The organism is Paraburkholderia sp. ZP32-5 (assembly GCF_021390495.1).
In the GTDB taxonomy this organism is placed as follows: Bacteria; Pseudomonadota; Gammaproteobacteria; order Burkholderiales; family Burkholderiaceae; genus Paraburkholderia.
The window spans coordinates 188,976-211,524 of the sequence record NZ_JAJEJP010000002.1; the positions used below are offsets into that span (position 1 = coordinate 188,976).

Consider the following 22,549-nt stretch of genomic DNA (forward strand, 5'->3'; position numbering starts at 1 on the left):
ACGGGAGTCGGGTTGAAATGCGGGTGGAAACACCCCCTTGAACAGCAGGCCGAAAAACACACTGAAAAAAACGGTCTGAAATCGCAACTGCCGCGAAACCGGGGTGAACCGCGGCAAGCTGCGCCCGACTACTCGCACTCCGGCTCGGACAGATCGGGCCGCGAGTTGACGATCTTCCACCACTGCTGACGCAGCGCATCGCGCAGCACCTTGCCGCGCGCACTACGCGGCAGCGCCGCGACCACATAGACTTCCTTCGGAGTTTTCTCGCGCGGCAGATGCTCGCTGCAATGCGCGCGCAATGCCTGTCCATCGGGGATCGTGCCCGGTTGCGCGACCACGAAGCACACGGTTTCCTGCCCGTACAACGGGTCCGGTACGCCGAGCGCCGCGACGTCCTGCACCTGCGGATGCATGCGCAGTACGTCTTCGATTTCCTGCGGCATGATCTTCACACCGCCGCGAATCACGAGGTCGTCCATGCGTGCCGCCATGCGTACGAAGCCGTCCGTGTCGCGCGCGGCAATGTCGCGTGTGAATAGCGGCTTGCCGCGGATCGGCAGCAGCGTGCCGTCGCGTTGCAACACGCCCAGCGCGAGCTTCGCGCCGTCGACGACTACCTGGCCTTCGGCGTCGGGGCCGCAAGGCACGCCTTCGGAATCGACGATATCGAAGACGATGTGCCCGGCTGGATAGCCCACGGTGCCGGTCCTGCGCCGCTGCAGACGGTTGCCGCACATCCACCCGGCTTCCGACGATCCATACAGATTCAGGATGCGGATGCCGTACAGCTTTTCGAAGCGCTGCCACTGAACCGGAGATAGAGGTGCCGTGCTGCAGGTCATTGCGCGCAACGACGCGAACGTGCCGGCGCGCACATCGAGCGGCGCCTCGATCAGCATGTTGAGCACGGTCGGTACGCCGGCGCACACGCTGATGCGCTGGCCCTGAATCCAGTCGCCGAAGCGGCTGCGCGAGAACCGCCTGGCGACGCACAGGGTCGAGCCGAGCTGAAGGAACGGGATGAAGCTCAGTATCTGCGCCGAGTACCAGTCGAACGAGCGGTATTCGAGCATGCGGTCCTCGCGCGTGAGACCGAGCAGGTCGATGCTGTCGAGCCCGTTGAGCCAGTAGCACGCGTGATCGTAGACGATGATCTTTGGAATGCCGGTCGTGCCCGACGTGCAGCACATCGACGCGATATCGCCGATGTCGGAGATCGTCGCGCTGTCCGGCAGCGGCCACGTGTCGCGCAAAGCATCGCCGGTGTGCGCGTCGACGCTGATCAGGTCGGCGGCCGCGTCGGCACTCGCGTGCTGCGCCGGCGATGTCCACGAAACGAAGCGCACCACGGGCACGTCCGCATGCGCGGCGGCGGCCGATGCTTCGGCGGGCACCACGATCAGCTTCGGCCGGATCGTGTCGAGCAGTTTGCGTGTCGTCTCGCGCCCTACGAAGGGAACGTCGAGCGGACACACGATGGCGCCGATACGCCACGCGCCGAGCCATAGCAGCAGTTTGTCAGGCGTATCGCAGTCGGCGAGCACGACGCGCTCGCCCTTCGCGAGACCGTGTCGCAGCAGCTGACGCGCGATCGTATCGACCGCTTGCGCGAGCTCTTCGAACGTCATGCCGATCTCGCGATCGACGTCGACGATTGCGGGCTTGTCGGGTGTCTCCCGCCGGTGCTGTTCGAGCAGAGCCGAGGCGGTGCGCCAGGCCGGGTCGGCTACCGGGTGATGGGCGCTCGACATGAATTCAGCAAAGCGCCGGCACCGCCGGCGCCGCCGCGTGGCGCGCGAGGCCGCCGGTCTCGTGAGCGCCGTTTTCGCGGAGACGCGCAAGCGCCCATTCGCGGAACAGCTCGACTTTCTTCGTACGCGCCTTGTCGTGCGGCGACGAAATGAAATACGCGGAACTGGACGGCACGCGCATCTCGAACGGCGCAACGAGCGCGCCGCTCGCGAGATCGCCGTTGACGAGCGGTGTGCGGCCGATCGCGATGCCCACACCATTGACGGCCGCGGCGAGCGACGTCAATTGCAGATGAAATACCGATTCACTGGCGAATTCAACGGGCTCGCGCACTGCTGCTTCGAGCCATGCGGGCCAATCATCCTGGTACATCGAATAGAAATAGGTGCGAATCTGGCGCATGCGCGCGAGGCCTTCCGCGACCGAGTCGAACTTACCTGCCTGTTCGAGCACGGCCGGCGCGCACACGGGAAAAAACTCCTCGCCATGCAGCCGGTCGGAGCGCGCCGATGCCCATCGTCCCGAACCGTAGCGGATCGCTACGTCGTAGCTGTTGCGGTCGAACTCGTTGAACGTCGAACTGGTTGCGACGTGCACCGTGATTTCAGGGTGAGCGTTCTGGAATTCCGGCAGCGCGGGGATCAGGCACTTGACCGCGTATGTGGGCAGGCACGTGACCGTAAGCACCGTGCTCGGTTTCTTCTTGCGCGCATGCGCGGTTGCGATGGACAGCAGATTGATTGCCTCGTGCACGGAATCGAGATACTCGCGCGCGGCCGGTGTCAGCGTCAGCACATTGCGACGCCGCACGAACAGTTTGACTTCGAGCCGTTCTTCGAGCGTTTTGATCTGATGACTGATGGCGGTTTGAGTCAGTTCGAGTTCCTGTGCCGCGCGGGTGAAGCTCAGGTGCCGCGAAGCGGCCTCGAACGCAAGCAAGCTCTGCAGAGAGGGTATGTAAGGTCTCATCTAGATGTCAGCGCGATGCAAGGTCACCGGGTAACGGATTGTAGCGGGTTTCATCGAGGTATTTTCGATGCTCGCACGTTCATGCGAAGTCCGCGGCGGCCGACGCGGATAGCAGCACGGATGCCCGGATGATCGGCTGCTTGTGGGCTGCGCGGAAATGAAACTTTCTCATGTCCAGCATGAGAAAAGTTAGTTTGCGTGGGGCGAAAGCGCTCATGCACTCTTGGTCCGGTCAAGCTCGGTCCAATGAAGCGAAGCGTCCCTTATCGACGCCGATGAATCAATTATTACAAACCCGGAACTTCGAATGTCCAACAAGATAAAGGTCGGTATGCCACTCGTCGAAATGCAGGGCGACGAGATGGCGCGGATCATGTGGGAATGGGTGCGCGATCGGCTGATCCTGCCGTTCGTCGATGTCGAACTCGTGCAGTTCGATCTCGGCATCGAGAACCGCGAGCGCACCGACGACAAGGTCACCCATGAGGCCGCGCAAGCCGCGAAAACATATGGCGTAGCGCTCAAATGTTCGACCATTACGCCGGATCGCGCGCGCCAGCAGGAATTCGGTCTGACGCGTCTTTATCCGTCGCCGAACGGCACCATTCGCAATGCGCTCGACGGTACGCTGTTCCGCGAGCCGCTGATCTGCGCGAACGTGCCGCGCGGCGTCGCGCATTGGGACCGGCCGGTCGTGATCGCGCGTCATGCTTTCGGCGAGCAGTATCGCGCGAAGGAAATCGTCGTTGACCGGCCGGGCACGGTCAAGCTCGTTTTCGAGCCCGAGGACGGTGGCGAGCCGATCGTGCAGAACGTTCACGCGTTCTCCGGCAATGGCGTCGCGCTCGGCATTTTCAACACTGACGAATCGATCCGCGGCTTCGCGCGCGCCTGCCTGAACTTCGGCCTGCAGCGTGGCTATCCGGTCTACTTTTCACACAAGGCGACCGTGCTGAAGCAGTACGACGGGCGCTTCATGGAGATTTTCGCCGAGGAGTTCGAAGCGTTCGAAGATGCGTATCGCGCGGCGGGGCTTGTCTACGAAGCACGGCTCATCGACGACATGGTGGCCTTCAGCCTGAAGTCGACGGGCGGCTATCTATGGGCCTGCAAAAATTACGACGGCGACGTGCAGTCGGACTATCTCGCCCAGGGCTACGGCTCGCCCGGGCTCATGACCTCGGTGCTGATGTCGCCCGACGGCCGTTATGTTCTGACGGAAACGGCGCATGGCACGGCGGTGCGGCACTACCGGCAGTTTCGCGACGGCGAGCCCACGTCGAGCAATCCTCTTGCGACGATCGTCGCGTGGACCCGTGCCCTTGCGCAACGCGGCCGCTTCGACGGCACGCCCGAGGTCGAGCGGTTCGCGGCGCTGCTCGAGCGCACCTGCATCGAACTCGTCGAAGCCGGCACGATGACGCGCGATCTCGCGCGTCTGATCGGCCCTCGGCAAACGTATGTGAGCGCGGAAGAATTCGTCGCACAGGCGGCGCAAGCGATGCGCGTTCGCGTCGCCTGAATGCGATCGCGTGGGGAGAAAAAAACGATGAACATCGATGTGCTGGAAAATCCGTTTCTCGCGGGCCTCGGCATGACGCGCACAGGTTGGCGCGAGGGCTATGCGGAATTCCGGCTGGATCTGCAACCCGGATTACTGAATCGTCAGCGCGTACTGCAAGGCGGCGTGGTGGCCACGCTGCTCGATGCCGCATGTGGATACGCCGGTCTGTATAGCGCCGATCCGCAACGGCCGATTCACGGCGTGACCTTGTCACTGACGTTGAGCTTTCTCGACAAGGGGGTCGGCGAGACCCTGATCGGCAAAGGCTTTCTCGAACGCAAAGGGCGCTCCATTTTTTTTGCGCGCGGCGAAGCATGGATCGATTCGAAGACGCTGATCGCAACCGCACAGGGCACGTTCAAATACGCGGGCGGCTACGGCCGGCGCGAGCCGACGGGTGCGGCCGGCGGCGAACTCGATTGATGAGGACCGACATCGTAACGAAGCCGACGGAGCATCGCATGAATCCTCTTCATCCCTGATATGAACGATGGTCGTTTGCGCGGACTCGTATGTTGCCTCAATGTTTCGATCAAGCAGCGGTTGAGCGTTAACCTGTAAGCCCCCTATGGGTCCGGAACCGTTCGCGAATAGCAAAAGCTACAGGAGACATACCAAGTGACAAAGAGTTCGACCACTCATTCGCTGGATCTGCGCGCATGGCTCGACGAAGCACGCGCTCTCGGCGAACTCACCGATGTAGCGGGGGCCGACTGGAACCTCGAATTGGGCGCGATCAGTGAGCTGAACGTGAAGAAGGAGCGGTCCGCCGCGCTACTGTTCGACGAGATTCCCGGATATCCGGCCGGGCATCGCGTGTTGACGTGCAGCACGGCGAGCCCCGCGCGACTGTCCTCGATTTTGCGCGTCGGTCACCAGGCCACCCATCGCGCGCTCGTGGAAACGCTGCGCGGGAAACCGAAGCAATGGCAGGCACGCGCGCCCGAATACGCGCCGGTGACAGTCGCGAGCGGCCCGGTGTTCGACAACATCCAGTCCGGCGCCGACGTGGATCTGTTCGCGTTTCCCGCGCCGCTATGGCACGAGAAGGACGGCGGCCGCTACATCGGCACGGGCTGCATGGTCGTCACGAAGGACCTCGACTCCGACTGGATCAACGTCGGCACTTATCGCGTGATGATCCACGACCGCAATCATGTCGGCCTCGACATGATTCCCGGCAAGCACGGCGCAATCCAGTACGACAAGCATATGAAGGCGGGCAAGCCGTTTCCGGTTTCGATCGTGATCGGCTGCGATCCGCTCGGCTATCTGATCTCGGGTATCGAAGTGCCGTTCGGCATGTGCGAGTACAACTACATCGGCGCGATTCTGAACCAGCCCGTCTCGGTGGTGAAGGGGCAACTGACGGATCTGCCGTTTCCGGCCGCCGCCGAGATCGTCATCGAAGGCTATGCGCATCCGGGCGACGTCAAAATCGAAGGACCGTTCGGCGAATTTCACGGCTACTACCCGGGCAAGGCGGAGACCGCGCCGGTCGTCACGGTCGAGCGCATCTACTATCGCAACAACCCGATCATCATGGGCAGCCCGCCGGCGAAGCCGCCTAACGACTATTCGTATTCGAAGGCGGTGATGCGCTCGGCGTTGCTCGTCGATGCGCTGCAGGCCGCGGGCGTGCCGGACGTTGCCGGCGTGTGGGCGCATGAAATCGGCGGCGCGCGCATGTTCAACGTCGTGTCGATCCGCCAGCGCTACGCGGGCCATGCGCGGCAGGCGGCGCACATTCTGAGCCAGTGTGGCGTGGGCGCGTACATGTCGCGCTATTCGATCGTCGTCGACGAAGACATCGACCCCGCGAACCTGCAGGAAGTGATGTGGGCGGTCGCGACGCGCACCGATCCCGACATCGACATCGATATCGTCAAACGCGGCATGGGGTCGAAGAACGACCCGATGTCGATCGCGAATCCGTACAAGGCGCCGTTCAATTCGAAAGCGATTATCGACGCATGCCGGCCGTTCGATTTTCTTCAGGAGTTTCCACAAGTCGCGGAAGCCAGCAAGGAATTGCAGCAGAAGACCCGCGCGAAGTGGGAACACATCCTCGGCTGACACGTTAGCGCGCGAAGCCGCGTGAGTGCGCGCGGCCGACAAGGAGAATGACAGATGGAACTCACAGGCGAACAGATTTTGCCGTTGCCGCGCGAACGCGTATGGGCCGCGTTGAACGACCCCGACATCCTGAAGGCCTCGGTGCCGGGCTGCGAGTCGTTCGAACGCATCGACGACAATCAGTTTCAGATGGTGATGGCCGCGAGCGTCGGCCCGATCAAGGCGCGCTTCAAGGGCAAGATGGTGCTGACTGATTTGCAGCCGCCGCAGTCGTATTCGATGACCTTCGAGGGGTCGGGCGGCGCGGCCGGCTTCGGCAAGGGCGGTGCGCATGTCGATCTGCTGACCGACATCGGCGGCGGCACGCGGCTCGTTTATCGCTCGCACGCGCAGGTGGGCGGCCGTCTCGCGCAGGTCGGCGCGCGCCTGATCGACGGTGTCGCGCGGAAAATGGCCGAGGACTTTTTCGGCCGCTTCACGGCGGCCGTGGTCGGACCGCAGGAGGCTGCCGCGGGCGGTGCTGAACAGGCGGCTGCGGACACTTCGGGCGCCCCCCATGCCACCTATGCCGCCCGGCCGGCGAATACCTCGCATGCCGCCACCGGTGCGACCGCCGCGCAACCGGCCGCCAGCCTCGGGCACGCTGCTTCCGCTCAAACGGCGGCTGCGGCAACGAACGCGGGCCTTGGTGCAATCCGGGGATGGGCCATGGGCGCGGTCGTCCTCGTTGCATTGATCGCCGCATACGCATTGCACGCATCGCACTAACAACAACGATGGGCAGAGGAGACGACAATGCAGGAAGGCAATGCATTGCATGGAGCGGTAACCCAGGAGTCCGCGCAAGCCGCGGCAGTGCAGGCCGGCATGAGTGCGGTCGATGAGGCGAGCACGGCATTGATCCGGCGTATCGAGAGCGTTCCGTTCTCGCGATGGCATACGAAGGCGCGCCTCATTGTCGGCAGCGCGACGTTCTTCGATGCGTTCGACGCGCTATCGATCGCTTTCGTGCTGCCGGTACTGATCGGACTGTGGCATATCCAGCCGCTCGAGATCGGCGTGCTGATCGGCGCAAGCTATGTCGGGCAGTTTATCGGCGCGCTGATATTCGGCTGGTACGCCGAGCGGCGCGGCCGCATTCGCAGTGTCACGATCGCGATCGCGATCATGTCGGTGATGAGCATGGGTTGCGCACTGAGCGGCAGTTTCGCGATGCTGCTCGCGTGCCGGTTCATTCAGGGCATCGGTGTCGGCGGCGAGATGCCTGTTGCCGCAACCTATATCAGCGAGCTGTCGAGCGCGCGCGGCCGCGGCAAATACTTTCTGCTGTACGAGCTGATTTTCCCGGTCGGTCTGATGGCGACGGGACAACTCGGCGCATGGCTCGTGCCCGTCGTCGGGTGGAAGATCATGTTCTGGATCGGCATGGGACCGGGCCTGCTGATCGCGCTGCTCGTGGCCCGTTTGCCGGAGTCGCCGCGCTGGCTCATTTCGAAAGGCCGCCTCGCCGAAGCCGAAGCCGTGGTGCGGGACCTCGAGGCGAGCACCGACCGCCGCATCGCGCCGGGCACGCAAACGAAGCCGCCAACCCGTGTCGCCACGAATGCACGCGCGGGCTGGCGCGAGCTGCTGTCGCCGTTCTACCGTGGCCGCACGTTCGTGGTGTGGGCGCTGTGGGCGAGCGCGTTTTTCATCGCGAACAGTCTCAACAACTGGCTGCCGACGTTGTATCGCTCGGTCTATCACCTGCCGTTGCAGACGGCGCTGCGTGCCGCGTCGATGACCAATGTCGCGCAGGTCGCGTTGCTGCTGATCTGTGCGTATGTGATCGATCGGGTCGGGCGCCGGAGCTGGACGTTGTGCGCGTTCTGTGTCGCCGCGGTGCTGTTCGCGTGCCTCGGCCTGTTCGCCGCGCACGACGTATGGAGTGCCATCGTGCTCGGCACGCTGAGCTACGGTGTGGTCGGCTCGATTGCGGCGGTGCTGTATCTGTACACGCCCGAGGTTTATCCGACGCGAATGCGCGCGACCAGTACCGGGCTCGCGACGTCATGGCTGCGTTTGGCGTCCGCGGTGGGGCCATCGCTCGCGGGATTGCTGCTGCACAGGCACGGCATCAGTTCCGTGTTCGTGATGTTCGCCGTGGTGGCCGTGTTCGGCGCACTGTGCTCGATGAAGATGACGCAGACGCACGAGCGAAGCCTCGAGGAGATCGCACCGTGACGGCCGTAATGGCCGTTGGGCCTGGTCCCGATTTCAGTCCTTCTGTTGGCAAGCGAAGCCGGTTCAACTGGCACGACGGGATTGGGAACTGTTTGTAAGCGATCTTGGATTCGTCGATTGGGCAAAGGCTAGCGGACGAATAAATCTCAGTCCGGGACCGTAAGAGTCCATTTTTCGGATTTGACTGCCCGAATTGTTCAAACAAGAATATTGTTGCGACACGCGCGGCGGCCGGTTGCCGCGCGCGATCAACGCGTGCCCTTGCGCTTACTTCTCTTCGGGCGTGCCGGCGAGCGCCCATTCTCCGTCACGCAGACGGCATACGACGCCTTCCTCGCTCAGCGCGTTCAGTTCAAACGCGATTTCGCGGCCGTCCTGACTGCCGAGCGCGACCATGAGCTCCATGAAGAACAGCGGGCCGGCCGCCAGCGCTTCACGAACGCTTCCAAAGCGCTTCTCGCCTGGCTGCGTGGCGAAGCGCGGCGCGAGTGCACGCCGGGTTTCGATCGTCGCGGGGCGACCGTACGGGGCGGTCAGATCGAAACCGACCTTCGCGATATTGCCGTGATCGCCGGCGGTCGGATCCATGTAGAACGGTGCAAATCCTTCAAGCACGACGATGTCCTGGTCGCTGCGAAAACGCGTCGACATCGCCCATTCGATCTGTTCGTTCGAGAAGACATCGACATCGTCGTCAACGACGTAGATGTATTTGAGCCGAGGGATCGACGCCAGCGCGGATATCACGAGCCGCGCCTGACCGGGGGTGCCGCGCCTGAGCGCCACGCGCGCGCTTTGGCGGCCATTGGTACCCGGCACCGCGCAAACCGCGGCGGGTTCGATATTCGCAGCGCGCAACAGACGCCAAATCTGCAATTCCGAATTGAGGCCGCCAAGATTCGCCGACTCGGTCCAGCTCAGGTGGCGGCCGCTGTGGCGCACGGTCTGGTGCAGCATGTCCTTGCGCATCGTGATCGCGGTGACGTGGAATACCGGATCCATGTGCACCGGGCCGTAGTAGCCGTAGAACTCGCCGTAGGGGCCTTCTTTCTCGCGATACCCGAGTTCGTCGAAATAGCCTTCGACGATCATTTCGGCGTCGGCCGGCGCGAGCACGCCGTTCGTCAGGCCGCGGACCATCGGTACGGACTCGCCGCGCAACGTGCCGACAAGACCGAACTCATCGACTGGAATTCTCAAACCCGCAGCCAGATAGTCGAGCGGATGGGAGCCGATCACGAAGCTTGCCGGCAGCTTTTCGCCGCGCTCCACGCAGGCGAGGTAAGTGCGCTTCAGATCGGATGGTTGGGACAGGTTCGCGCGCATCGTAGTCTTGCTGCGGAACATCAGCCGCCGGCACCCGACGTTGGTGCGCCCGGTCGCCGGGTCCACGCTGTAATCGATGCCCGACGAAATGTAGGGCGCGCCGTCATACTCGTGCTGAAGATGGAAAGGCAGCTTCAGCAGGTCGATCTCGTCGCCGGTCTTGACGACCTGGTGCACGGGTGCGCTCGCCGAGTCGACCTCGACGACCTTCTGAGGATTCGCCATACGCCGTGTGTATTCGTCGATGAGCTCGCTCTCGTCGACGCCGAAGGCCATTGCGAGCCGCTTGCGGCTGCCGGAAACGGCCGCGATCATTTCGAACTTCTCGTCGCCGACCTGCCTGAACAGCGAGGCCTTCGACGTTTCATCGACTCGTGCACTAAGATCGGCGAGCGAAACCGGCGCGTCATGAATGGCGACTTCGCCAGCCTCGATCAGCTTTTCGACGAAGCGGCGCAGACGGAATTTATCGAAGTCGAATTGAGGTGTGTGGTTGCTCATTGCTGGTCCTTGGTTGCGTGATCTTGCTGCTTGAGCATTTCGTTCGAGGAGTTGATGGTCGCGTGCAGGTTCTGCGCGAAGTCCACTGCGCCACGCATCGGCATGTCCGGCGCGGAGCGCAGATATTCCTTGACTCCCATGAGGGCAGCGCGCGGCGTCTTCAGCATGGCCGTCGTCAGCGTTTCGCAGGCCGCTTCGAGCCCGGCGTCGGGCACGACTTCGCTGACGACGCCATAGGTCCGGGCCGTCGCCGCATCGATCTCGCGGTTCGAATAGACGAGATAAGCGAGTTCCTTGGCCGACATGCGATCGATCAACGCCGACATCACCATCGTCGGCAGGATGTTGTGGGCCATCTCGGGGATCTGGAACGTCGCGCTGCTTGCCGCCAGCGTGATGTCGCACAGCCCCGCGATCGCATAGCCGAAACCATGCGCGCGGCCGCGCACCACGCCGATCACCGGTACCGGGCTCGCGCGGAAAGCGTCGTAGCAGCGGAAAATGACCTCGGTCTTGCGCCGCCGATCGAGCGCCTGCGGCTGGACGCCGCTACGTTTGCCCATCGACATCCGGCCGCTGCAGAAATCGCCGCCCGCCCCGGTCAGCACGACGAGGTCGGCTTCGTCCGCGGCCGCATCGAGCAGGTCCGCCAGTTCGCGGGCCATGTCGTCGGAGACAGCGTTGCCGTGCTCCTCGTTGTCGATGATCAATGTGAGGCAACGCCCCTGTAGGTTCCGAGTAATTCTGCCGCTCATCAATGTGCTCCTGCCGGTTCAATGTTCTTGCGGTGCTCGCGCGCATCGCGGATTGCTTTCCAGACCCGCTCGGGGGTCGCCGGCATCTCGACGTGCGTAACGCCAAACTCGGCGAGCGCGTCGACGATCGCGTTGATGACCACGCCGAGCGCCGGCGTCGTGCCGCCTTCTCCGCCGGCCCGTACACCGAGCGGATTGGTGGGTGACAGCGTTTCGCTGATCTCGGTGGTGAAGTCCGGCAGATCGGATGCGCGCGGGATTGCGTAGTCCATGAACGAGCCCGACAGCAACTGTCCGCTGCCGGCTTCGTAAAAGCATTGTTCGAGCAATGCCTGACCCACGCCCTGAGCGATGCCGCCATGCGCCTGGCCGTGCAGGATCAGCGGATTGATCGCCTGGCCCACGTCGTCGACGGCGACGTAGTCGACGAGTTCGACCGTTCCCGTATCGGGGTCGACTTCGACCTCGCAAACGTGGCTGCCGAACGGATAGCCGGCCACCTGAACCGTCTCGTCGGACACCGCGGCGAGCGGTCCACGCAGATCGTCGGGCAGTGAGCTGTCGGGTGCGTTCGCCGCCGCGGCAATCTCGAAGATGTCGAAACGCCGCGATCCTTCAGGACCGCCGAAGCGGCCATTCTCGAAGCTCACGGCCGCCGGGTCGGATAACCCGAGCAGATGGGTGGCGATGCGGGTGGCCCTCGCAAGCAGCGACTCGCTTGCCTTGCCGATCACGATACCGGCCAGACGCATCGAACGGCCGGACTGCGACCCGCCGCCGGCCTGCACGATGTCCGTGTCGCCGGTGATGATGCGCACCTGTTCGATGGGCACCTTGAACCATTCGGTGATCAGTTGCGCGAAGCTCGTCTCGTGGCCCTGACCGCTCGACAGCGTGCCGATTACGACATCGACGTGGCCGTCTGGCTGCACCGTGACTTCGGCGCGCTCGCGCGGCATGCCGGAAGTGATTTCGACATAGTTGGCCACGCCGATGCCACGGCATTTGCCGCGGCTGCGTGCTTCGGCCCGGCGCGCCGGGAAGCTGTTCCAGTTGCCGAGCTCGAGCGCGCGCTCCATGACCCGAGGGTACTCGCCGCTGTCGTAGGTCAAGCCAAGCGGATTTGCATATGGGAAGCGATCCGGCTGGATCAGATTGCGACGGCGCAGCGCAACGCGGTCGAAACCATGTTCGCGCGCAGCCATGTCGATCAGCCGTTCGATCACGAACATCGCTTCGGGACGGCCGGCGCTGCGGTACGAGTTCGTCGACGGCGTGTTGCTATTGACCGCGCGCCCGCGAAAGCTCGCGCACGGGATGTCGTACACGCTGCTCATCAGGCCGATGCCCTTCGTCAGCGGAACGAACGACACCGTGTGCGCGCCGACGTTGCTCAGATTCGAGCCGCGCAGAGCGAGGAAGCGTCCGTCTTCGTCGAGTGCGATCTCGGCCTCGACATACAGATCGCGCCCCTGATAGTCGCTCAGGAACGCTTCCTGGCGCTCGCAGTTCCAGTGCACCGGCCGCCCGACCCGGCGCGATGCCCACGCAATCACCGCAAACTCGGGATAAAAGGCATTGCGAGTGCCGAAATTGCCGCCGATGTCGCGTGCGACGACTCGCACCATCGGCTCGTCGATACCAAGGATATGAGCCAGCTCGCGCTTCTGGCGGACCACGTTGCCGCTGCCGGCGAATAGCGTATAGCGGCCGGTTTGCGCGTCGTAGCTACCGAGCGCCGCGCGTGGTTCCATCGGCACGCCGGTCAGCCGTTGAATCCACGTGCTGATCGACGTGACATGGACGGCCCGGGCGAACGCGGCATCCGTTGCCTGTGCGTCGCCGATGCGGGCGTCGAGCGAGACATTGGCATGCTCGTCCCACACACGCGGCGCGTCGGGCGCGGCGGCTGCCACCGTGCCGGTCACCGCCGGCAGCGCTTCGTAGTCGATGGCGACCAGCTCGGCGGCATCTTTCGCGATCGCCACCGTGTCCGCGATCACGACCGCCACCGCCTCGCCGACGAAGCGCGCGCGGTCCGCGGGCAGCGGCAGGTGTGGCGAGATGAACTTGTCCGTACCGTCGCTGTTGGTGAGTTTGACGTCGGCGTGATGGCCGAGCACGGGCCGGTGCGGCAACGACTTAAGCCCGTCTGCCTCGACGTCCTTGCCGGTGAGCACGGCGAGCACGCCTTCGAGCGCGAGCGCGGCCGACGGATCGATCGACACGATCTTCGCGTGCGCATGCGGCGAGCGGACGAAATACGCGTGGACCTGGTCAGGCAGGCTGATGTCGTTGCTGAAGCAACCCTGGCCCTGAATCAGGCGCAGGTCTTCGCGGCGCTGTACCGGCTGGCCGATACCGTCGCGGATGGATCGGGACTTGCTCAAGAGAGACCTCTGCTTGTCTGGATGCGCGCCTCTTGCCGCGTGCTCGGTGGCTGCCGGCTGCACATCATCAGCAGCACGGCGAACATAGCGAGCAACATCGGCGCGGCGGCGCAATAGAAGATGGTGCTGAGCGGCCAGTGACTGCCGATCATGCGGCCGCCGAGGAACGGCCCGACGACCGACAACAGACGCGCGACGCCGAATGCCCAGCTCGACCCGGTTGCACGGATACGGGTCGGATAGAGCGTCGCGGACAATGCGCCGAGTGTCATTTGCGAGCCGATCACCGCGAAACCGCCGATGAAGATCGTGACCATCAGGCCTGCTTGAGAGGCACCGGCCTGGCTGATCATCGCGATGCCGGCGCAGCCGAGCGCGAAGACCGCGGCGAGCACCTTGTAGTAGCCGAAGCGGTCCGCGAAGACCCCCATTAGCGCGATGCCGATGAAGCCGCCGAATTGCAGCATCGTCGCGGTGCGCAGTGCCTGTGGAACCGGCAGGCCGGTCTGGATCACGAGCGACGGCAGCCAGTTGTTCATAAAGTTCAGCACGACGAGATTCATGAACAGGCACGTCCACAGCAGCAGCGTGATGCGCGCGCGGTTCTCCGTGAATAGTTCACGCACATGCGAGAACGTGCCGTTCTTGCCGGTGTCACGGCCGGTTGTCAGCATCATGAAGCGCGGTTCCGCGGGCAACGGCACTGCTGGCGCTATCTTGCGGATGATCGCGGCGATGCGTGCGTGCTCGTTTCGCAGCGTGAGGAAGCGGATCGATTCGGGCATCCAGACCAGCAGCGCGAACCCTAGCAGCAGCGGCAATACCGCACCGACATAGAACACGGACGCCCAGCCGAAACGCGGCACGATATGAATCGACAGGAACCCGCCGGATGCCGCGCCCACCGCATAGCCGCAGGTCATGATCGTGACCATCTTGGCGCGATGCCTGAGCGGCGCGTATTCGTTGCAGAGTACGACGACCAGTGGAATGACGGAGCCGAGCATCAGGCCAATGCCGAAACGCAGCACCGCGAGTTCGGAAATGGTCGTGGCCTGCGCGAGCAGAAGGGAGAAGGCCGCAAAGCACAGCACGGTGAAAAGCAGCGTCTTGACGCGACCGAAGCGGTCGCCGAATGGGCCGATGACGATACTGCCGAGGCCGACGCCGAAAACCCCCGCGCTGAACACCGGACCGAGTGCGCCCGCACCCAGATGCCAGGCGGATTTGAGCGCGGGTGCCACGTATCCGATCATCTGGTTGTCGAAGCCGTCGAGCATCAGCGTAATCGCACCTAGCAGCGCAACGCGGATCTGCAACCAGCTGATTTTGTGATTGTCGATGATCTCGACGACGTTGATGGGTTCAGTCATGCCGTGTCTCCTTGCGGCGCATTGCCATGCTCGCGCTTTATCGGCTTTATCCGTACGTTCACTGCGGCTCACTGCTGGCGACAGGTTTCCACAGCTTACCTTGCGTCGATGTAATTCGCTTAGCGAATTACGATGCGCACTGCAAATTTTAAGGCGCTACTGAGGAGGCTGTCAACGCAAAACTGGCCGGTCGTCTGCATTGGCTGCGGAGGCCGTCGACGCGTCGTTGCGCATGTCGTTGACAACGAATTTGGCGACACTTTACTATTTGCAGTGCGTTATTATATTTGCAATGCAAATTACTGGAGGCAGTCAATGAAAGTAGCGGATGCAGTGATACGGGACCTCGTGATGGCCAATCACATCCTGGCCAACGAGAACATCGTCGATGCATATGGTCACGTCAGCGTTCGTCATCCGGATGATCCGCAGCGCTTCCTGCTCTCGTGCTCGCGCAGTCCCGAATTCGTGGAAGCCGACGACATTCTCGAATTCGGACTCGACGGAGAGCCGATCGTCGCCGGCGGCAAGAAGCCGTATCTCGAACGGTTCATTCACGCAGGCGTCTATGCCGCGCGGCCCGACGTGAATGCGGTCATTCACAGTCATGCCGCGGAAGTACTGCCTTTCACGATCAGTTCCCGGCCGCTGCAGCCGGTGCTCAACACCGCGTCCGGAATCGGCGAAAACGTGCCGGTGTGGGACATTCGCGATAACTTCGGCGATACCAACATCCTCGTCGAAAGCATCGAGCAGGCCGGCGACCTTGCGCAAACGCTGGCCGGCAATAGCGTCACGCTGATGCGCGGGCACGGATTCACGGCGGTCGGGCGCACGCTGGTCGAAGTGGTGAAGCTCGCCATCTATCTGCCGCTCAACGCCCGAGTGATGCAGGCAGCCCTCGCGCTCGGCGGCGACATCAAGCCGTTGTCGGCGGGAGAAATTGCGATTCGACACCAGACGCCGATCGACTCGCCGGCTTACACCCGCGCGTGGGAATACTGGACCAATCGCGTCAAATACGCCCGAGCGGGAGGCTGCGACTGCTGCGGTGACAATCGGGATGCACACGGCAAGCAGGGAAGCTAAGCGATGCACAAAGACTGGATCGAACTGCCGAAGTCCGGCGACTTCGGCATGGATGCTTACCGCGTCGCGCCGGCCGGTGATGCGGCGCGGCCGACGGTCATCGTTCTGCACGAAATTTTCGGCGTGAATGAGTCGATGCGCGACGTTGCGCAGATGCTCGCAGACGAAGGTTTCGAAGTACTGGTTCCCGATTTGTTCTGGCGTGACGCGCCGCGTATTTCGCTCGGTTACGTCGAGCCGGACCGGACCAGGGCCGGCGAGCTGCTGCGCAATTTCGACACCGATCTCGGGCTGGCCGATATCGGCCAGCTTGTCGAATGGCTGAAGCAACGGCACGGTGCCGCGCATCCTGTTGCAGCGATCGGCTTTTGCATCGGCGGGAAACTCGCGACCCTGCTGGGAGCGCGCGGAGTGATCGATGCGGGTGTGTCGTTTTACGGCATCCAGCTGAACGATTACGTCGACGAAATCGCCAACGCGAAGTCGCCTGTGCTGCTTCATTTCGGCGGCGAGGATGCGCAGATTCCGCTTGAACTCGTCAATCGGATCGAAGCGGCGTCAGAGCCGAATCGGCGGGTCGACGTTCGTGTGTATCCGGACGCCAAACACGGTTTCTTCAACCCGACTCGCGCCGAGCGCCATCACGCGCAAGCGGCGTCGCAGGCGGGCAGCAGCACACTAAAGCTGCTGCGCGAAGTGCTGGATCTGCCTGCGGCATCGTGATCGTCCGACGTTGTTGTGATGACGTAAAAAGGGCGGCTTACTAAATGAAGCCGCCCTTTAACGTCTAACGCGCGTTATCGAACGCAGAACAAGCTCAAGCGTTAGCGATATCGACCGCGCGTTTCGCCATCACGCCGACGAGGTGTGCGCGGTAGGCGGCGCCTGCATGCATGTCATCGTTCATGAGATCGGCCGGTGTGTCGACACCGTCGAGCGCCGACGCGCTGAACGAACCGGCGAGTGCTTCTTCGAACGCGAGATGGCGGAATACGCCGTCCTGGCCCGCGCCCGTCACGGCAACGCGTACGCCCGTCGCGCTCTTTGCGACGAAGACTCCGACCATTGCATAGCGTGACGCCGGGTTTGGAAACTTCACATACGCAGCGCGTTCGACGATGGGAAGCCGGATCTCGGTGATCAGCTCGCCTTGCTCGAGCGCGGTGGTGAACATCCCCTGAAAATAGTCGTCCGCGGCGATCTCGCGCCGATCCGTTCTGACGGTTGCGCCGAGCGCCAGCACGGCCGACGGATAACAGGCGGACGGGTCGTCATTCGCAAGCGAACCGCCGATGGTGCCGCGATAGCGGACCTGCCGGTCGCCGATGTGGCCGGCGAGCCAGGCGAGTGCCGGAATGGCCTCGCGGACGATCGGCGAGGCCGCCACCACGCCATGCGGCGTCATGCCGCCGATCACCAGCGTGTCGCCGTCGCGGCGAATATAGGACAGACCCAGACCGCTCAGGTCCACGACGACGGATGGCTGGCTGAACCGTTGCTTCAGCACCGGGATATAGGTCATGCCGCCAGCCAGCGCTTTGGCTGTGTCATCGTCCGAAAGCATCTTGACCGCCTCATCGAGTGCGGATGGCTTCACATATTCGAAATCGTACATATCCGCCTCGAGCTATTCGGCAGGGTGTGCCATGTCGGCATGCACGAGCGGCCAGGCCGCCTCGATCGCCTTGACGATGTTGTGATAGCCGGTACAGCGGCACAGGTTGCCCTCCATCGCATGGCGGATCTGCTCCGTCGTCAGGCCATCCGGATGAGTTTCGACCAGATTGATCGCGCTCATCATCATGCCGGGGGTGCAGAACCCGCACTGCAACGCGTGATGTTGGCGAAACATTTCCTGCATCGGGTGCAGCGTGCCGTCGCGCGAGGTCAGCCCCTCGACGGTCCTGATCGTGGCGCCGTCGGCCTGAACGGCCAGGAACGTGCAGGACTTCACCGACTTGCCGTCGACCTCGACGGTGCAGCAGCCGCATTGGCTGGTGTCGCAACCGACGTGCGTGCCGGTCAGCCCCAACTGGTCGCGCAGCAGTTCGACCAGCAGTGTCCGGCCCTCCACCTCAACCGATGACGGGCGTCCATTCACCGTGATGGAAATTTGACGCATGTGCTCCTCCTATGTGCGACATGGCGGGACGGAGATCGAATTGCCCCGGGTCGCTTGATTTGCGAATTAATTTGCAAAGCGGATAACAAAACGCATAGCAAATAGTATCGATTGAGGAATGCATCGCTGTCAATGACGAGAACCCGACCGTCGACGCGCGAGCTCGAACTGCGCACGACAAGTTGACAACACCGTTTGTCGTCCATAAACTTGTTGCGAATCACTATTCGCATAGTGAATAAACGCGATATCGCGCAGCGTGATCGTCCATTGGTTCCTGCTCGATTTTCCGCGTGGTGGGTAAGGATTTCGAAGCGCATACCGCTTCGACCGGGCTTGTCGTGCAAAGCGGGAAGCCGATGCAATGCAACTACGAATCGAACACACATGACAGTCAAATCGGACTTATTGGAATGCGAAGTTCTGGTCATCGGCGCCGGACCAGTCGGGCTCGCACTGGCAGGAGACCTCGGCTGGCGCGGTCGGAAATGCATCGTCGTCGATCGTGGCGATGGTTCGGTGTTTCAACCGAAGATGGATCTCGTCGGCATTCGCACGATGGAGTTTTGCCGCCGCTGGGGAATCGTCGGCGACGTGGAGAACAGCCCCTACGATCGCGACTATCCGCAAGACAACGTGTACCTGACGACGCTGAACGGCTACGAGCTGGGTCGTCAGCCGATGCCGTCGATGCGCGATGAGCTGCCGCCGCCCGAAAGTCCGCAGAAGCGCGAACGTTGTCCGCAGAACATGTTCGATCCGGTTCTGCGCAAGTTCGCGGAATCGCAGTCGGGCGTCGAACTGTTGTACGGGCACGAGTATCTGTCCTTCAACGAGAGCGGCGACGGCGTGACGGCGAAAGTCGTACGGCAGTCGGATAACCATGAGTTCGAAATCCGCGCGCGCTATCTGGTCGGCTGCGACGGAGGCCGAAGCGCGGTGCGCGCGCAACTAGGCATTGGCATGAAGGGGCGAGGCGTGCTGACTTACACGACCAATGTCATCTTCCGCTGCCCCGAATTCAACAGCCTGCACGACAAGGCGCCAGGCTACCGCTACATGTTCGTCGACGCCACCGGCGTGTGGGCGACCATCGTGGCGATCAACGGCAAGGATTGCTGGCGCATGTCGATCGTCGGCAATGCGGACGAGCGCAAGCGCTACACCAACGACGAACTCGCGGGCTTCGCGTGCCGCGCGCTCGGCCGCGAGTTCGAGCCGGAGATACTGAGCGTGCTGAACTGGACGCGCGAGGAACTGGTCGCGGAGCAGTACGGAAGTGGCTGCGTCTTCATCTGCGGCGATGCGTGTCATCTGACGTCGCCGACCGGCGGCCTCGGCATGAATACCGGTATTGGCGATGCGGTCGATCTGTCGTGGAAACTCGATGCTGCGTTGCAGGGGTGGGGCGGTCCGGCGCTATTCGACGCATATGGAATCGAGCGCAAGCCGATCGCCGAACGCATCACGCGCTTCTCGACGGGCAACCTGGAAACGATGAAGCGGGTCAGCAACAGCCACCGGCTCGAAGAAGACAGCGAGAGCGGCGCGGCCGAGCGCAGCGAGGTCGGACATGCGCTCAGCGAAGGCCTCAAACGCGAGTGGCACTCGCTGAACATGCACCTCGGCAACCGCTATGTCGATTCGCCGGTGTGCGTTTATTCCGAGCGTGAAGACCGCGAGCAGATCGCCGCCGAATATGAAGACGGCGTCAATTACCGGCCGACCGCGCGTCCCGGCTGTCGCGCGCCTCATGCGTGGCTGGCCGACGGCCGCTCGACGCTCGATCTGTTCGGCCGGAGCTATGTGCTGCTGAGCTTTGGTCCCGACGACGACGTGTCCCGCTTTGCCGCCGCGGCGCGCGATGTGGGCGTGCCGCTGGTGCTTCATGCGATCGACGAACCGGCAGTGGCCGCTCTCTATGAAAAGCGTCACGTGCTCGTGCGTCCGGACGGACACGTCGCATGGCGCGGCGATGAAATTCCCGTCGAGCCGATGGGGCTTCTGGCAACGATTTCTGGAAAAAAGGAATAACAATGAAACTGTTCCGTTTCGACGATGGCCGGATTGGCATGCAAGCCGGCGACGAGAGCTTCGATATCACCGATGCGCTGGGTATCGATACAACGATGTGGCCGCCGGTGCAGATGGTGCAGGTCATACGCCAATTGAGCGAAGCGGCGCCGGCCGTGCTCGACCATCCGAAGACGCGCCGCATCGATCTGGCCGCGGTGCGTTTGCTGGTGCCGATCGAATGGCCGAACAAGCTGCTCGCGATGCCGGTCAACTACATGGCGCATGGCGCCGAAATGAACTCGCCCAACCGCGCCGATCTGAATGGCTTTTTCCTGAAGGCGAACTCGTCGCTGTCGGGGCCGAACGATCCCGTCGTGCTGCCCGATCTGCCGGGTCGCGAAATCCATCACGAGTGCGAGCTCGGCATCGTGATCGGCAAGGGCGGCCGCAACATCAGCCGTGACGATGCGTACAAGCATGTTTTCGGCTACGCGTGTCTGATCGACATGGTGGTGCGCGGCAAGGAAGAGCGTGTGATGCGTAAGTCGTACGACACGTTCTGCCCATTCGGACCGTGGATCGTCAGCGCGGACGAAGTGCCCGATCCGGCCAACCTGCAAACCCGGCTGTGGATCAACGACGAACTGCGGCAGGACTCGAACACGAAGGATCTGATCGTCGATATCCCCGGCATGATCGAGCTGATCTCGCGCGTCGCTACGCTGCATCCGGGCGACATCATCGCGGCCGGCACGCCGGCGGGTGTCGGTCCTGTCAAGCGCGGCGATCGCATGCGCATTGCGATCGATCACGTCGGTGAAATGACGCTGGACGTGCGCTAAACAACCGTCGCAGAGCAGGAGCTCGACATGGATTTCAAAGGATCGGAGACGATCAAGGCGCCGCGCAGCCTCGTGTGGAAGTGTTTGAACGACCCGGAGGTGCTGAAGAATTGCGTGCCCGGCTGTCAATCGTTCACCGCGGATGGCGACGATGCGTTTCTCGCGACGGTTACGGTCTCGGTCGGGCCCGTCAAGGCCAACTTCAAGGGCACACTGACATTGTCCGATCGGGTCGAGCCGGAGGGATACCGGATCGTCGGCAAGGGCGAGGGAGGAATCGCCGGCTTCGGCAAGATGAACGCGGAGGTCGCGTTGGCGGACGCCGGCGAAGACACGGTGCTGTCGTATGTTGCGTACGCGGAGGTGGGCGGCAAGCTGGCGCAGATCGGCACGCGGCTTGTCTCTTCCGTCGCGAACAAACTGGCCGCCAGCTTTTTTCAGCGCTTCAACGATAACGTCAGCGCGCTTGCCGCACCACGGTAACGCAGCGTGACGCCGCGGCGCGGCACAGCCGTATGGAGGCCACGCTCGATCATATGGCTATCGAGCGTGGCACCCGGCGCTTACTTCATCGCATCCAGCGCGGATGCGAATCGCGCCGCGAGCCGCTTCAACTCGTTGCCCACCTTGACGAGGGTTTCGTCATCGAACACGAGGCTGATACCGCCCGCGCTGAGCGACAGCAGCACGTCGCCGTTCGACGACATCACCGGTACCGCGACGGCGTTGATCTGCGCGTGAAGCGATCCCTTGTTGACGATGTAGCCGGTGCGCTTGTACTGGGTGATCGATTGCTTGATCTTCGGCAGCAGCGTGGTCCACTGCTTCTTCTCGATTTCCTGAAGCTCCTTGAAGACTTTTTCGCGTTCGTCTTCGGGCAGTCCGGCAAGGTACGCCCAGCCGGTTGCCGACGACGACAGCGGCACGCGCGAGCCCACTTCCAGATCGCGCAGGATGATCTGCGAACCCTGCATGCGCTGCATGTAGACCATGTAGTACCCGTCACGCATGCCGAGAGACACCGCGCACTGGTAGCGGCTCGCGAGCGCCTGCATGTCGTCTCGTGCCAACTCGGCGATCGGCAGGCTCGCGATCGCGCCCTGCCCGAGACCCAGCACCGAAATCCCCGGGCGCAACCTGCCGCCGCGGTCGGTCTGCACCAGATAACCCTCCTGGATCAGCGTGTAGCAAAGCCGCCAGACGGTTGGCTGCGCAAGGCCGGTCATCCGCGCGATATCGGCGGTGCCGAGCGCCGGCGTCGCGCGAGTGAAGCATCGCAGCACGTCGAGGCCTCTGGCCAGTGCGGTCACGAACTGACGGTCTCTGTCCGGGGCGTCATCGCCAGGCGTGCTAGTGGTCTTTTTTTTCGGTGTTTTTCGTTCGGTCAATTTAGCGATCCTCTGGTGTGCGAAAACGTGTCGACCGGCGGGCGCCGTCAGAGCGCGGAGCACGGCTTCATTGCAGTTACTGGTAGGCCTTTTTATTAGCCATACCGAACTATGAACCGCGGGTGCGAAGCCATGCGCAATGACGGCGTCCTCCTGCGGT

At 62.9% G+C, this 22,549-nt stretch carries 19 protein-coding genes; 10 read left to right on the forward strand and 9 right to left on the reverse strand.

What is annotated here, in order from left to right:
• Positions 1–128 precede the first annotated feature (128 nt).
• Together L0U82_RS19730 and L0U82_RS19735 are read right to left on the reverse strand one after the other, a co-directional pair.
• Positions 129–1,754, reverse strand: coding sequence for a class I adenylate-forming enzyme family protein (locus tag L0U82_RS19730; RefSeq protein ID WP_233833712.1), 1,626 nt, complete (start codon positions 1,752–1,754; stop codon positions 129–131).
• Positions 1,755–1,758: 4 nt separating this feature from the next.
• The gene (locus L0U82_RS19735) at positions 1,759–2,724 is read right to left on the reverse strand and encodes a LysR substrate-binding domain-containing protein (RefSeq protein ID WP_233833714.1); all 966 of its coding nucleotides are present in this window, start codon (positions 2,722–2,724) and stop codon (positions 1,759–1,761) included.
• A gap of 307 nt (positions 2,725–3,031) precedes the next feature.
• Here L0U82_RS19735 and L0U82_RS19740 point away from each other — a divergent pair, with 307 nt between their 5' ends.
• The 5 genes from L0U82_RS19740 to L0U82_RS19760 all read left to right on the forward strand — a co-directional run bounded on the left by L0U82_RS19740 (position 3,032) and on the right by L0U82_RS19760 (position 8,587).
• A complete protein-coding gene (locus L0U82_RS19740; protein WP_233833716.1) occupies positions 3,032–4,246 on the forward strand; it encodes an NADP-dependent isocitrate dehydrogenase in 1,215 nt (404 codons plus the stop codon).
• 27 nt (positions 4,247–4,273) lie between these two features.
• A complete protein-coding gene (locus L0U82_RS19745; protein ID WP_233833717.1) occupies positions 4,274–4,711 on the forward strand; it encodes a PaaI family thioesterase in 438 nt (145 codons plus the stop codon).
• 195 nt (positions 4,712–4,906) lie between these two features.
• Complete coding sequence (locus tag L0U82_RS19750; protein ID WP_233833719.1) at positions 4,907–6,364, forward strand: UbiD family decarboxylase; 1,458 nt, start codon at positions 4,907–4,909, stop codon at positions 6,362–6,364.
• Positions 6,365–6,418: 54 nt separating this feature from the next.
• Positions 6,419–7,132 (forward strand): CoxG family protein, encoded by a 714-nt coding sequence (locus L0U82_RS19755; protein WP_233833720.1) that lies wholly within the window; start codon positions 6,419–6,421, stop codon positions 7,130–7,132.
• Between the two features lie 27 nt (positions 7,133–7,159).
• Positions 7,160–8,587: an MFS transporter gene (locus L0U82_RS19760; protein WP_233833722.1), complete on the forward strand. Its 1,428-nt coding sequence runs from the start codon at positions 7,160–7,162 to the stop codon at positions 8,585–8,587.
• Positions 8,588–8,854: 267 nt separating this feature from the next.
• Here the strand turns inward: L0U82_RS19760 and L0U82_RS19765 are convergent, their stop codons facing one another.
• Genes L0U82_RS19765 through L0U82_RS19780 form a run of 4 tightly spaced genes read right to left on the reverse strand, consistent with a single transcriptional unit; the run spans position 8,855 to position 14,932 of the window.
• Entirely contained in the window at positions 8,855–10,414 is a 1,560-nt protein-coding gene (locus L0U82_RS19765; protein WP_233833724.1) for a UbiD family decarboxylase, read from the reverse strand.
• On the reverse strand, positions 10,411–11,169 hold the full coding sequence (locus L0U82_RS19770; protein ID WP_233833726.1) for an enoyl-CoA hydratase/isomerase family protein: 759 nt from the start codon (positions 11,167–11,169) through the stop codon (positions 10,411–10,413). Before L0U82_RS19770 ends, L0U82_RS19765 begins: the two co-directional genes overlap by 4 nt.
• Complete coding sequence (locus L0U82_RS19775) at positions 11,169–13,559, reverse strand: xanthine dehydrogenase family protein molybdopterin-binding subunit (protein ID WP_233833728.1); 2,391 nt, start codon at positions 13,557–13,559, stop codon at positions 11,169–11,171. The genes L0U82_RS19770 and L0U82_RS19775 overlap by 1 nt, the downstream gene beginning before the upstream one ends.
• A complete protein-coding gene (locus L0U82_RS19780; RefSeq protein ID WP_233833730.1) occupies positions 13,556–14,932 on the reverse strand; it encodes an MFS transporter in 1,377 nt (458 codons plus the stop codon). The genes L0U82_RS19775 and L0U82_RS19780 overlap by 4 nt, the downstream gene beginning before the upstream one ends.
• Before the next feature lie 315 nt (positions 14,933–15,247).
• Here L0U82_RS19780 and L0U82_RS19785 point away from each other — a divergent pair, with 315 nt between their 5' ends.
• Both L0U82_RS19785 and L0U82_RS19790 read left to right on the forward strand, forming a co-directional pair.
• Positions 15,248–16,021, forward strand: a complete 774-nt coding sequence (locus L0U82_RS19785) for a class II aldolase/adducin family protein (protein WP_233833732.1) — start codon at positions 15,248–15,250, stop codon at positions 16,019–16,021.
• Between the two features lie 3 nt (positions 16,022–16,024).
• A complete protein-coding gene (locus tag L0U82_RS19790) occupies positions 16,025–16,744 on the forward strand; it encodes a dienelactone hydrolase family protein (protein ID WP_233833734.1) in 720 nt (239 codons plus the stop codon).
• Between the two features lie 94 nt (positions 16,745–16,838).
• On the opposite strand, the gene L0U82_RS19795 is transcribed toward L0U82_RS19790, so the two are convergent.
• Positions 16,839–17,636, reverse strand: a complete 798-nt coding sequence (locus tag L0U82_RS19795) for an FAD binding domain-containing protein (RefSeq protein WP_233833736.1) — start codon at positions 17,634–17,636, stop codon at positions 16,839–16,841.
• Between the two features lie 12 nt (positions 17,637–17,648).
• Positions 17,649–18,143 carry a (2Fe-2S)-binding protein gene (locus L0U82_RS19800; RefSeq protein ID WP_233833738.1) on the reverse strand — a complete coding sequence of 165 codons (495 nt, stop codon included), beginning with the start codon at positions 18,141–18,143 and terminating at the stop codon, positions 17,649–17,651.
• 387 nt (positions 18,144–18,530) lie between these two features.
• Between L0U82_RS19800 and L0U82_RS19805 the strand changes: the two genes are divergently transcribed.
• Genes L0U82_RS19805 through L0U82_RS19815 form a run of 3 tightly spaced genes read left to right on the forward strand, consistent with a single transcriptional unit; the run spans position 18,531 to position 21,484 of the window.
• On the forward strand, positions 18,531–20,177 hold the full coding sequence (locus L0U82_RS19805; protein WP_233833740.1) for an FAD-dependent oxidoreductase: 1,647 nt from the start codon (positions 18,531–18,533) through the stop codon (positions 20,175–20,177).
• A gap of 2 nt (positions 20,178–20,179) precedes the next feature.
• Positions 20,180–21,001, forward strand: coding sequence for a fumarylacetoacetate hydrolase family protein (locus L0U82_RS19810; RefSeq protein WP_233833741.1), 822 nt, complete (start codon positions 20,180–20,182; stop codon positions 20,999–21,001).
• Between the two features lie 27 nt (positions 21,002–21,028).
• Positions 21,029–21,484, forward strand: a complete 456-nt coding sequence (locus tag L0U82_RS19815) for a CoxG family protein (protein WP_233833743.1) — start codon at positions 21,029–21,031, stop codon at positions 21,482–21,484.
• An 80-nt stretch (positions 21,485–21,564) separates the two neighbouring features.
• Here L0U82_RS19815 and L0U82_RS19820 read toward each other — a convergent pair whose 3' ends face one another.
• On the reverse strand, positions 21,565–22,311 hold the full coding sequence (locus L0U82_RS19820; protein WP_233833745.1) for an IclR family transcriptional regulator: 747 nt from the start codon (positions 22,309–22,311) through the stop codon (positions 21,565–21,567).
• Positions 22,312–22,549 lie beyond the last annotated feature (238 nt).